Below are 12,441 nucleotides of genomic sequence, written 5' to 3'. Positions count from 1 at the left end.
CCTCTGGGCAAGGGTGGTTGGCATCACAGACCAAAACACAAGCACCCGTGATACTCCCGCAAAGTGGCTGGAAACCAAAACAGATCAGATCGGGTTTGCATGCGTTGAAATAATCCTCTCCGCTTGCCGCCCCATTTGGAATAAAGCAAACCTCGTTCAGGCCCGCGCGGGGGTCATCCCCACAATTGTCTGAATCTAATGGAAAGCACCCACCGGTTCCGGCATCCGTGGCCATACAAGTAAAATTTGTTTCGCAATCATCATTAGACTGACAAACCTCGGAACAAAAAGAACTCACCCCATCTGATAAACAAAAACCGGAATTACAATCTTCGCCAGAGGAACAAGGCTCACAAATATCAACAGGGGTAGCAGACTCGCCGTAACCGGGGCGGCAAAACGAGCTTTCCACCGCAGGGTTATTCACTGTCTCAGTGACACAAAGAAATCCGCTGGGACAGCCATTTTGCGAAGAACAGTCTTTGGAGCAAGAGCCGTAACTAAGATTACCTGCCGGCCGGATGCAGCTAAAACCACTTAAGCACTGTGCATCGGACGTACATTGTTCACCGGCGGCGCGCTCACTTCCCGCATCCCGTAAGGGGTAGAGGTCACAAACGCCTGCCAGCTCATGAGATGATAACTCGTGATCCCCAGAGTTACCGCTGCCCGTAGAAAACATGATGGAGTCCGTGCATTCCACGTGGCCAAAGCCAACAAAATGACCTGCCTCATGTAAAGCAACGCTTTCGATGTCGTAGCAATTTGCATTGACCGAATCGCAGCCGGTCGAACTCGATGATGCATCCACTCGAAAAGCGTAGTCGTGACCATTGAACATCAGGTCACCATCGACCGCGAGCCCAGTCGTATTAAAAAACAAAACCTCAGTGTAAGCGACAGTCGAAGAACTCAATGCAACATTCGTTTCGGAACTGTCCCACACGACCGTGTTCTGAGTGGAGATGGGTCCATTATCAGACCACACATCGCCTCGGTCGCCCCCGCCATAAAGTACCTCAGCTTGTTCAATCAAAAGATTCGCAGAGCCGGACCCACAAGCCGCAGCTCCCCAAGCATCAAAACCACGCTGAACTGCAGATGCGGCGTCGGAAGCTGTAATCTGAGCGCCACCACCCGTATTCGGCTCACCTGCACTCTGATGGAGAATCACAGGGTTGTCATTAATCGGCGGAGTTGCTGACCAAAAGTAACCCAACGGGTAATAGGTTTCACTGCTATCACATCCAATGGGCGCGTTAGCGGTACCCGCCGCATAGGCCGGCAGTCCCAATAGAAGAGTAGAAATCAAGGCCAACTTTCTCATTGGTTAACCTCCCCTGCTTGAGGCAGCGCGAGAGGGTTCATCTCGGTTTCCATACGTTTCCACAAAACATCGAGTTCGATGGCTCTGAGCCGAAAAATCTCTTTACTCACTGACTGCCCTGCACCGCCCACAAGACTAAGCCCATCAAGTTCCCGAAAAGCGAGGAAGCCGCTCTCAGGGCTGCCCTTCAATTCAATCCACCCTAACGACAAACCTTGCGGGGTCCAGAGATTAGATTTCTTCTCAAGTAAGACCAATGCCCAATCTCCGACCCGAGGAGTCGGCGCTCCTGCGACCATCGAGGTAAGGCCGTTTTTAAGCACACCGCCAGGCACCACAATGGAGATGACCTCTCCAGGCCCTACTCCACGCAGCGCTCGAAACACGCGCAACTGCGCCGTGGTGATGACACCGCCTCTTGGCTGAATCGCGGTATTGACTCCGATAATGGTTCCCATAACGACCGCATCGCTTCGCTGAATTAGCTGGGCTTCACTTTCAACTTGAACAACGGCTGCGCCGGCCAAAGCGGGGATAAAAACAACAAGTGAAATAGTGAGTGCCCGAATCATGCCCATCATGTGTTTAACCTCTAGCTTCTTCAAATAATGTCAAACGTCTTGCCGCACCACGTACTTCAAAAACCTGTTTTAGATATCAGCCTTAGAGCCATTTGGGCTTGACCGAGCCGGTCAACCAAACCTCCGAAGGAATCCCCTCTGCATAGACCTTGCCATCAGCGTCACGCTTTTTCGTTTTGCGACACAGAAGTTTGAAGGCCAGAGATTCCCCTACTTTGCCGATAATCTCAGACTCTTTGCGAATCAGCTTAAACTTCACCATAGCAGGCATTCCCTCAGAGAGATGTCGAAAGCGGCACTTGGCTCCTTTTTTCTTAAAACCAACGACTTGACCCTTCTTCACTTTAAGCTTTGCTTTTAGTTCAGCTGCAATGACCCAGCCTGAGAAATCACCGTTTTTGGTAACGATACTCAGCTCATATTTCTTCTTCTTTTTCGTAACCTTCGTTTTCTTCAACGGGATTTGGAGGAGCGGTTCAGAGACGCTGAAATCCTCGTCACCCCATTCAAGGCTCAAACTCTTACTCACCGGCAGATCTGCCAAGTTTTCTTTACAAGCGCTTTGTGTCCAGGCGAAACAGAATAAACCAAAATACAATATACAACGGTACAAACTACGGTGTCCTTTCAGGGCGTTCCAATAACGCCATCTTGGACAAGCTGAGCAAGAATACGCATTGTATCAAGTCGGTCCATTCCCGAAATGAGAAGGATATCTTGATACCGTGATGCACCATCAACCTGCGATAGGATGAAGCCTGCGCGGTGGTCTAAGTCCTGCCAAACCAACTGATCCGGCGGTAACAAAACAACGGGTGTTGCTCCCAAGTCACCACCAACTTTAGATTCATACATCTTGACCAGTTTTTCACCGCACGTAGCCCGTGCTTCAAGCGCTAAACCGTGCTCGGGCTCAAGTTCAAGAATCTGCTCTACCACTTCCAAAGCATCGGTTAGGTCGTCCAGTTCCAAAAACTGCTTCAACCTTGTTTCCAGAGCTCTAAGCCTCATTCCAGCTTCGTCGCCGATAACATATTCACCGGTCTCTGAGACTGCTTCGATCAGCGTAATGCCTGTATTGGAAAGGTCGTCTTCTTCTTCGGGCTCAGCGGCTCCCCAACCATCCAGCATGTCTGAAGGTGGGTCAGGAGCCAGTACCATCGGGGACATCCCCGGATTCGTAGGGTCCAGCGGAGGTAGGTCCTGCGTTTTGAACTCACTCGTCGTTGCATCGCCCCCGGCGTTATTGAAATCCTCAGTATCGGTCGCATCAATAATCAGGGCAGAAAGATCAGTAGCGTCTGTATCCGCCGTAGGTTCATCTTCAGGTAACTCAGGTTCGATAAAAGAGTCGGTGCTCACTGGGATATCAAGCGCTGAAAAAGGAGCGGTATCGATGTCCCAGCTGTCAGCGAGCTTGGGCATTGGAACCATAGGCTGAGTAACCTCAGACAACACAGGGCGCGTTGTCTCCATTGTGGGCTCACCGATATCTACCTCAAAGCCATCATCTTCGAGTTCTTCCTCAACCGCAGCATCTTCGCGTAAATGAGGAGGTAGTCCGTAGTAAATATAATCGTGTCCTCCCACCGTGACCTCAATAGGGTCACGGGCCCGGCTCATCACATGCTCTACACTCATTCCCAACTCACTCTCAACTTGAGCGAGGCTATCAGGTGAAAGTTTCTCGAGGTATCGTAAATGACTTAAGACTGCTGGGTCGCCAGGATAAGAAATCAGCGCCTCAAGCAACAGCCGTACAGCACTGGTTACTTCTCCAATTGAGAAAAGCTCGACAGCTTGGCTGAGCTTTGGATTTTCACCAGCTTCACTCATACTCAATTTACCCGCGCATCCATTTGTTCAAGAAAACTATCAATTCGATTCAAGGCACGTTCCGTTTCGTCCATTCGTGAAGTGTCACCGCTGTCGATAACATCGCGGCATCTGTTAAGAGCCTCATGGGTCTTTTCGACAGGTTCTGCTCCTACCAAGTCGCCAATCCCGCGCTCCTCAAGACCGGCGAGCCGCGCTTTCACCATGTGAAAATGTTCTTCCACCTTAGCCCGGTGACTTTGCACGGCATCCGTCTCCACCGCGGCCAAAAGATTCTGCTTGGTTCTATCAACCATATCTCGGATTTCTTCATCCGTAAGACCACTCGATGCCGTAACCGTGAGGTTCTGTGACTGTCCGGTTTCCTGGTCTCGGGCCGACACACTCACCATGCCATCGGCACTGATCTCAAACTTAATATCGATCTTCAGTTCACCCCGGCCCGCCTCTCGTAAGCCATCCAGTAAAAACTCACCCAGCAGCTCGTTTTGGTCGCCTCGTGTCGAACGGCCCTGCATCACCAGAATGCGCACCTGGGTTTGTCCGTCACGGGCAGTCGTAAACTCTTTTGTGGCACTGGTTGGAATTGTCGTATCGCTGGGAATCACAATGTCGAACAAGCCACCGGCAACCCCGATGCCCAAATCGTGACTGGTAACATCCAAGAGCAGCGTCTCGGATGCACCGGCACCCAATAGAGAACCCTGAATCGCAGCACCCGCCGCAACAGCCTCGTCGGCGTGGACACCACGGGTCGGTGGCAATCCAAAAAAGTCACTAACTGCCTGCGTAATCCTTGGTACTCGCGTCATTCCACCCACAAGAATCACCGCATCTAGCTCGCTGGCTTTAAGTCCTGACTTCTCCATCGTTTCACGGCAAATCGCCAACGCTCGGCGAATCAAATCATCAACTAAGTCGTGGAAAATCTCGCGAGTAATCACTTGCTGCACATGCAACGCACCCACGTTGGCCGCAGAGTGAATAAACGGAAGGTTGATCTCCGAGGAATCGGCCTCACTCAGTTCAATCTTCGCCTGCTCAGCTGCCGCACGCAGTCGTTGCAACGACATCTTATTTTCACGCAAGTCGATTCCGTTTTCTTCTTCAAAAGATTTGGCAAGCCAATCGATGATGCGGTCGTCAAAATCTTCGCCACCGAGAAAGGAATCACCCGCCGTGGATAAGACTTCGAATACTTCCTGTCCGATTTCAAGAATCGAAATATCGAAGGTACCACCGCCCAAGTCGAAGACCACTGTCTTTTGGTTCAAACCCTTTTTAAACCCGTACGCCAATGCCGCTGCAGTGGGCTCGTTGATGATACGAAGGACTTCAAGCCCAGCTATCTGACCCGCATCACGCGTGGCTTGACGCTGATTATCGTTAAAATAGGCAGGTACAGTAATCACTGCGCGAGAGACTTCATAGCCCAGTTCGCTCTCAGCAATTCGTTTTGCTTCTAGTAAAATTTTCGAAGAGATTTCGGGGACGGCCAGCTGCTGCTCACCCAGGATCACACGTACATCACCGTTAGGTCCGGCTGCACAACTAAAGCTCAAGCGCGACAGTGCTTCCTTAACTTCTTTACTTTCATACCGACGGCCAATGAGACGCTTAACCCCGCCAACGGTATTGGTAGGGTTGGTGACTGCCTGTCGTTTCGCAAGATGGCCGACCAATTCGCCGCCCGATTCAACCAAAGCCACAACCGACGGCATTGTATTATGACCTTCACGAGTCTTAAGGATTCTAGGCCCGCCGGTCTCCATTACGGCCACACACGTGTTGGTCGTTCCGAGATCTATACCAATCACAACATCAGACATTGCGGCCTAACCTAAGAGCAAGCTCTGCCCACGAATTTGTCGACTGCGCCACCATCCAAACCACACGCTTTCACACATGAGTTACAAGACCACGGGACACACGGTCAGCCTTTTAAAAATCTACACAAAACAGTTCATTAGGAGCGTTTGCGCGACATTGAGGCATCGAGATCCCGTAGCATTTCTTTAGCACGGTCGTCCTCTGCGTCCAAGGAAGCGACCGCCACCAAATGCTCCCGAGCTATCTCGGGTTGGCCTGCGGCCTGAAAAGCAGCAGCAGCGGCCAGCCGAAACTCTTGTCTGTTGGGCGATGATGCAACCGCTCGGTCAGCATACTCCGCCGCCATATCCACATCACCGGCCGCCATGAAGGCCTGAGAGGCTCGTACGGCGTAGCTCCCCATGGTGGGCATTAAGTCTGCCGCTTCAGCGAATCTACGTGCTGCAGTGGCCGCAAAACCCATATCCAGCTCATCTTCGGCGCGGGCTGCCAGCCGGCGTGAACGATCTGTCTCAGCTTGCCGAGAAACTTCATCTCGCAGCGTCTTATATTCTTCCATAGATGGGTCATAAGTGACCGCCATCTTGAAGGTTTTTGCCGCTTTTTCCGAATTACCGCCACGAAGTTCACGTAGTCCCGTCTCATAAAGCTGTCGCCCAAACACCTGATTATCTTCGGTATTTTGGACCTTTTTCTTTCGCTTACGGTCGGTGAGGATTTGCTGGCGCCTTGCTTCGAGGCGATGGGCTTTTTCGTTCTCTTCAACTTGGCTCGGTTGGTTGCTTAGAGCCCGCATCTCGTCGGCCGAACGGGTCAACACAGATTCTTGAACCATAGCTGGTGCCCTGTGCTTTTGAGCATACTCTGCCCGGCGCTGAGGGTCTTGAAGCGTCGCATAGGCGCCTTTGACCCTTTGAAAAATAACATCAAGTCTATCTTGGTAGCCTCCAAGCTCGCGCCCGAAGAACCTATCTGGATGATAAAGCCTAGAAACCGCAAACCAACGCTGCTTTAAAAACGCCGGTTCGCAATTACCATCAACACCCAAAAGCTCCCAAAAAGTACAACTCGCTGTTAATTTCTCAGCGGAGATAATTTGCGTACGTTCATCAGCACTTAGATCAATTTCTGACTTTTCCTGTGGCGCTGAAGCCGCCCTAGGTCCGTCTTTCCAAGTCATCGCGCCCTGAGCACTTAGTCGATTAAGACGGCTGAAAAGCTGATCTGCTGGCATCGCCACCACATCCGCAAGAATAGCCACACTGGAGACACCATCGAGTCTGGAGAGTATATAACCGTCGATCGGTTCAAGCTTCATCTGCGTAAGATTTACACCCGGTTTAAGCACCGGAACCTGATTTACCCAATCATCACCACTCACAACCAAGACTCTCCTTTACCTTCAACTGCTACTGCCCGTCGCATTGCACACATAATTCTGATATCGGCCAGACTCAAGAAGCAAGAAAAGACTTATAGACCTTTCAAAACACGATACAAAGACGGTGGAACAGTGGCAAACGTACTGATCGCAGATGACGAGGCAAATCTTCGTAAGGTCCTGACAGCATTACTGAAAAAGGACGGGCACGACGCGATGGCGGTTCCTGATGGTGAATCAGCCCTCAAAGAAGTCGACCGCGGAGAAATTGATGTTCTGATTACAGACCTCAAAATGCCGGGCATGACCGGGCTTGAATTGCTTCAAAAGGTCAAACACCGAGATACAACGCTGCCGGTGATCGTGATTACAGCCCACGGCAGTGTCGACACTGCGGTAAGTGCGCTTAAAGCCGGCGCAGCCGACTACATTACCAAGCCGTTTGACCAAACTGAGCTTCAGTCAGCGGTACGCAAAGCCTGCGCGCTGCGCGAAATCCAGCTGGCCGAACAAACGGGCTCGCTCGACCCAACCCGCCGATATCAAATCGTTGGCCAATCTTCTGGAATGAAGAAAGTCTTTGATTTAATTAGCAAAGTTGCCAAAACTCCATCCACTGTTTTGATTACCGGTGAATCAGGAACCGGTAAGGAACTCGTAGCCTCGGCGCTGCATAACCAATCCGAACGGGCTGACGAACCCTTTATTAAGGTCAACTGTGCCGCCATTCCCAAGGAGCTTATGGAGAGTGAGTTCTTCGGCTATGAGCAAGGCGCTTTTACCGGCGCAGTTGGTGCAAAGCCCGGACGATTTGAGCTCGCTGACGGCGGAACCCTCTTTCTTGATGAAATCGGAGAAATACCGCCCGCCATGCAGGTCAAATTGCTGCGAGCACTCCAAGAATCAGAGTTTGAACGTGTAGGTGGCGTGAGCACAATCAAAGTAGACCTTCGCTTAATCGCCGCTACAAACCGCGATCTTCCCTACGAAATTACACAGGGTAATTTTCGCGAAGATCTCTACTACAGACTCAATGTCGTGCCGGTTGAGCTCCCCGCACTGCGCGATCGCCGAGACGATATACCTCTGCTCGTGAGCGCTTTTATCGACAAATACAATGAACGCCTCGGGCGAAACACCAGCGGAATCAGTCCGGAAGCCATGGCGGTCCTTACGGGTTATGCATGGCCAGGCAACATTCGCGAGCTCGAAAATGTGGTGGAACGCACCGTACTTTTCACAGAGTCTGACCGCATCGAAGTCTCCGACCTCCCTGAAACACTGCGGGGAACCAGTGCTGGTCGAACCGATCCGACCGTAGCCGAGAGCGCCAAACAAACGGCTGTGACCAATATGGAAGTCGGTCAAACATCGATGAAAGACATCGTTCGCCAAGCGACCGTCGAAATCGAGCGTGAACTCATCATCAAAGCGCTCCATGAAACACGAGGCAACGTAACTCGAGCGGCTCACCTCTTACAGATCAGCCGCAAAGGTCTACAAAATAAAATGAAAGAGTTTGGGCTCCGAGAACCTGAGCCGAAGGCTTAGACTCGACTTGACCAGACCACGTGTGAGCGCTAGCTACACAAGGGTTCACCACCGAATTCGGAGAATTGGGATGTTTAATACAAATACCTGGGTCAGCATTGCTCTTGGCCTTATGCTCATTTCGCCAGTCCAAAGCTTCGCAGCTGAAGTTACTGATATCGCCGATGCTGTAGACACCGTCACAATCGGGGACTACACCAAGAGCGATCTCTTCGATGCGTACCTGTCCACCAGCTTTGAATTACGCTTCGAAAGTGGAATCATCGCCCGTGAGGGAGTCGCCGCAGACTGCAGCCAAGATAACCCATCAGGCTGTGAACCTGTTGAAGAACTCCAGTGGAATAAAAGTACCTCCACATTAAACATTGATGCCGAAATCGGACTTTTTCGTGATCTCTCGTTTACGCTGCGCCTTCCAATCATTGTGGCGCAGAGCCTGTCCTTCGAATACGCCGACGGAATCACAGCTACACAAAGCAGCGTTGACCCCGATAGTGGCAATGCAAACGATACTCTTTTCAGTATCCCTGCGAAGTACACACATTCAGGTGTTGGTAATCTCGAATTAGGACTGCGCTACGGACCCTTTAACGATGCCCGAGATCACACCAAGCCAAACTGGATCATGTTCTTCAAATGGGCCATGCCATGGACCACCAAAATTCACCGCCCAGGCCAAGACACCTCAGACACTCAGCGACCAGTTGGAACCGGAGTTCACTACATTACTTTCGGAACTGCGCTCTCCAAACGTGTAGCCAACCTGGGGCTCATTGGAATTGATCCAAAACTCTATCGCCGAGGTTATCTCGACCCCTACTTCAGCATTGCCTACGTGATGCCTGTTCCAGATAGAAGCTTGGCTGAAGAGCCGCTTCTCGTAAAAGCTGGAACAAAGTTTGGCATGAAGCCAAGTCACCAGGCCAAACTAACTGCCGGTTTAGAAATTGTTCCCTTCGAAGAACTTAAAGAAGGTCAGCGCTTTGTTGTCGATATCGGTATGCGTGCAAACTTTCACTCAGAAGGCCGTAACTACTCCTTCCTTACCGATCCACTGGAAGAGTTAACTTATACCGACCAATTTTTGGAAATTGGCGGGCGCATTTCGTTTGTGGGTCAGCCCATGGAGAACATTAAACTCGTGGGCAGTTTCGAAATGGGAAGCCGAAGTAAGCATTTCTTGACGAATGAAAATATTGGTGAAGACGCCAATGGTGATAACGAGGTCGATGAAGACGATGGTCTAGACAACCTCAACCCTTGGTGGTGTGGTAATTCACCTGGCGACAAATGCGACCCTGCAGCACAACAGTCCTACGACCAAATCGGTTATCGGTTCAGAGACCAAGGGCACACCTATTGGTCGCTGAATTTTAAACTTCAGTTCTTACTCTAGAAGGAAGTCAAATGAGCACTATAGCAATCATCGGTGGCAGCGGACTCTATGAACTCGACGGTCTCGAAGACGTTCAAGAAGTTACCATCGATACGCCTTTTGGTCCGACGTCAGATAAGCTCATCACCGGTAAGCTCGGCGGAGCAAACCTCATCTTTGTTCCTCGCCATGGCCGAGGGCACAAGCATCTGCCCTCAGAAGTCCCGTATCGGGCCAATATTTATGCATTAAAACAAATGGGAGCCACTTGGGTTTTATCTGTTTCAGCTGTTGGCTCGATGCGTAAAGAAATTGTACCTGGCCATTTCGTTTTACCCGACCAATTCATCGACCGAACATCAGGCCGTACACAAACCTTCTTTGGTGATGGCATCGTTGCTCACGTATCAATGGCCGACCCTGTATGCCCAGTACTCAAAGCTAAAGTTGCAGAAAGTGTTCGTGCTTCAGGAATCACCTTGCATGAGAACGGTACCTACATGTGCATGGAAGGCCCAGCCTTTTCCTCACGTGCAGAATCCAACATGTACCGTCAATGGGGTGTATCCGTCATCGGGATGACAGCTTGCCCTGAGGTGAAACTCGCACGAGAAGCAGAGCTTCGTTATGCAACGCTTGCACTCTCTACAGATTATGATTGCTGGCATGAAGAAGAAGATGACGTCAACGTAGAGTCTGTTCTAGAGATTTTAAAACGAAATACTGCAAACGTTAAAGTTGTACTCAAGCACTTGATCCCTGAGCTGGCTAAAATGCCAAGTGACACAACCTCTCCCTGCGACAATGCTCTTGAGCATGCCATCATTACCAACCCTGATGCGATTCCAGAGGCGGCAAAGGAAAAGCTCGCACCACTCGTTAAACGTTACCTCGGTTGATTCGACTCTACTTCTTGTAAATCCTTAAAAGCTGAATCAGCTCTTATACGTACAGCTTCCAAGACCGCTTGCTCTTCTTGCGGTAAAATACTTTGGGCTGACTCGACTGCACTTTGTAGAATTCGGTTTGGATAAACGCATCCCCAACCATACGTCGCTTCTTTTTGAGACATGGGACCTTCTCCATGAGCGTCAAACCAATAATGTGTCACAACCACGCCTTCAGCCACACCCTTGGAGCTGGCAACCGTCATGATCTCGTTGAGCTGAACCGAGCCCTGGGCATCATGTTGATACTCTGAAACCAGCGTGGTGATGATTTGCGCCAACTGTCCACGAACATTTTCTACAACATTGCCAAAAGTTTGTTCTGCATAGAAAGCAGGTTGTGAGAAGCCAACCGCACAAAGCCGCCCCCCTGGTTGAGTTCCTTGGTAATTTAACCAGGCTGGAACCTCTTTCATCGCACCCTGCTGGCCCGTAGCCAAGGCGCGCTCTACCAGCTTATCCAGAGCGGGATCCGTTAACCCTGTCGCCGCATCCAAGCAAGCACGCGAATATGTGAAACCAGGCCCTGCAAATGGACCCTCACCATGGGCATCCACCCAATAGTCCAGCTTAGCTCTTGCATTCACATCATCTAATAGTGCTTGGTCAATCTCAAAATGGCGCCTCATTGTGACACGGCTTCCCGATTCTTTTTGAGTTGCAATAATCGCCTCTTGCACAGCTGTCTCAATCGAACCCGCCAGATTTGTTATGGCACGATTTCGAGCTTGCTCTTCAGGGTAAGGAGAACCTGGAAATCCGGGCCCGGCCATCCCGATGCCACAGATTTTATCTGCACTGTATGTCCAGCTCTTTATCCATTCGGGCACCGGCGTGGGTGTACCAACAACTTTAGGGGTAGGAGATGGTTTTTTTGCACAGGCAAAAAGCAGGCAACTCAGGAGTACTACAATCAACAACCGGCCTGGGCTGAGTCTCATCTTCTTTTCTCCAATATCACTTACGCTCAGAGACGACATCATAGCGCATATGATTCAAGCCACGTATTCCACGGGCATACTGCGAGAACCGTTAAACACACGGATTCTCTATGGATTGTATTTAAAAGGAATCGGAAATTTCTCGACGCGGTTGCCTTCTTTGGACTTAGGGTAGCGCCAATTACGCATTGCTGTCGTCAAGCATTTCGGCAAGCTTGTACCTTGTAGATAGTAAGGACCCGCCATGCGCGACTTCTGAACCCGTCCATTGGGCAAAATAACGAAGCTTAGCTCAAGAGTATGCCGGCCAGGCGTTACTTCTCGGTTATCAATCGCACTTCGAATACAAGGACTGATGGAAGCTGTATTTTTCTTCGTCGCAGCTCTTACCTCTGGCATCGGCAATTTGGCAGGGAGTCCTGATGCCTTCTTAAAGACATCATCAATGTCGTCGCCCGAACCACCGCTGGCTTTTCCCGGTGCTGGTTTTGGTTTCGACTTCTTAACTCTTGGCTTTGATTTCTTGGCCTTTTTGGATCGGCTCGATTTCTTCTTAACCACCGGCTTGGCTGGAGCGGAAACTTTTTCCGGCGCAGGGCTCGTCTCTTTCGCAAGAACCTCATCCACCACAGGTACCGCGGGCGTTACTGGGGCGACCTTTTCCGCAGCCTT

General features: G+C 50.7%; 11 protein-coding genes. 3 read left to right on the top strand and 8 right to left on the bottom strand.

What is annotated here, in order from left to right; translation table 11 throughout:
- The 6 genes from HOK28_06495 to HOK28_06470 all read right to left on the bottom strand — a co-directional run.
- On the bottom strand, nt 1-1,327 hold a 1,327-nt coding region (locus HOK28_06495; protein ID MBT6432722.1), incomplete at its 3' end, for a matrixin family metalloprotease.
- Nucleotides 1,324-1,908, bottom strand: coding sequence for a hypothetical protein (locus HOK28_06490; protein ID MBT6432721.1), 585 nt, complete (start codon nt 1,906-1,908; stop codon nt 1,324-1,326). The genes HOK28_06495 and HOK28_06490, both read right to left, overlap by 4 nt.
- An 82-nt stretch (nt 1,909-1,990) precedes the next feature.
- Nucleotides 1,991-2,437, bottom strand: a complete 447-nt coding sequence (locus tag HOK28_06485) for a hypothetical protein (GenBank protein ID MBT6432720.1) — start codon at nt 2,435-2,437, stop codon at nt 1,991-1,993.
- A 98-nt stretch (nt 2,438-2,535) separates the two neighbouring features.
- Nucleotides 2,536-3,744 carry a hypothetical protein gene (locus HOK28_06480; protein MBT6432719.1) on the bottom strand — a complete coding sequence of 403 codons (1,209 nt, stop codon included), beginning with the start codon at nt 3,742-3,744 and terminating at the stop codon, nt 2,536-2,538.
- A 2-nt stretch (nt 3,745-3,746) separates the two neighbouring features.
- Complete coding sequence (dnaK, locus tag HOK28_06475) at nt 3,747-5,573, bottom strand: molecular chaperone DnaK (protein MBT6432718.1); 1,827 nt, start codon at nt 5,571-5,573, stop codon at nt 3,747-3,749.
- 137 nt (nt 5,574-5,710) lie between these two features.
- On the bottom strand, nt 5,711-6,955 hold the full coding sequence (locus HOK28_06470) for a DnaJ domain-containing protein (protein ID MBT6432717.1): 1,245 nt from the start codon (nt 6,953-6,955) through the stop codon (nt 5,711-5,713).
- Nucleotides 6,956-7,087: 132 nt separating this feature from the next.
- Here HOK28_06470 and HOK28_06465 point away from each other — a divergent pair, with 132 nt between their 5' ends.
- The 3 genes from HOK28_06465 (at nt 7,088) to mtnP (ending at nt 10,780) form a co-directional block, all read left to right on the top strand.
- Nucleotides 7,088-8,506: a sigma-54-dependent Fis family transcriptional regulator gene (locus HOK28_06465; GenBank protein MBT6432716.1), complete on the top strand. Its 1,419-nt coding sequence runs from the start codon at nt 7,088-7,090 to the stop codon at nt 8,504-8,506.
- 70 nt (nt 8,507-8,576) lie between these two features.
- Nucleotides 8,577-9,902 carry a hypothetical protein gene (locus HOK28_06460; protein ID MBT6432715.1) on the top strand — a complete coding sequence of 442 codons (1,326 nt, stop codon included), beginning with the start codon at nt 8,577-8,579 and terminating at the stop codon, nt 9,900-9,902.
- 11 nt (nt 9,903-9,913) lie between these two features.
- Nucleotides 9,914-10,780: an S-methyl-5'-thioadenosine phosphorylase gene (gene mtnP, locus HOK28_06455; GenBank protein ID MBT6432714.1), complete on the top strand. Its 867-nt coding sequence runs from the start codon at nt 9,914-9,916 to the stop codon at nt 10,778-10,780.
- Here the strand turns inward: mtnP and HOK28_06450 are convergent.
- Nucleotides 10,768-11,769: a hypothetical protein gene (locus HOK28_06450; protein ID MBT6432713.1), complete on the bottom strand. Its 1,002-nt coding sequence runs from the start codon at nt 11,767-11,769 to the stop codon at nt 10,768-10,770. The genes mtnP and HOK28_06450 overlap by 13 nt on opposite strands.
- A 108-nt stretch (nt 11,770-11,877) precedes the next feature.
- Nucleotides 11,878-12,441 (bottom strand): hypothetical protein (locus HOK28_06445; protein ID MBT6432712.1); only part of this gene is annotated, 564 nt, incomplete at its 5' end.

The organism is Deltaproteobacteria bacterium, from assembly GCA_018668695.1.
Lineage (GTDB): Bacteria > Myxococcota > XYA12-FULL-58-9 > XYA12-FULL-58-9 > JABJBS01 > JABJBS01.
Note: the sequence above shows the minus strand (reverse complement) of the source record. Positions and strands in the feature narration are given on the sequence as shown.

Coding starts and splice junctions, on each gene's coding strand:
- HOK28_06490 (MBT6432721.1), bottom strand. CDS start 1,908: ATGATGGGCATGATTCGGGCACTCACTATTTCACTTGTTGTTTTTATC.
- HOK28_06480 (MBT6432719.1), bottom strand. CDS start 3,744: ATGAGTGAAGCTGGTGAAAATCCAAAGCTCAGCCAAGCTGTCGAGCTT.
- dnaK (MBT6432718.1), bottom strand. CDS start 5,573: ATGTCTGATGTTGTGATTGGTATAGATCTCGGAACGACCAACACGTGT.
- HOK28_06460 (MBT6432715.1), top strand. CDS start 8,577: ATGTTTAATACAAATACCTGGGTCAGCATTGCTCTTGGCCTTATGCTC.
- mtnP (MBT6432714.1), top strand. CDS start 9,914: ATGAGCACTATAGCAATCATCGGTGGCAGCGGACTCTATGAACTCGAC.
- HOK28_06450 (MBT6432713.1), bottom strand. CDS start 11,769: ATGAGACTCAGCCCAGGCCGGTTGTTGATTGTAGTACTCCTGAGTTGC.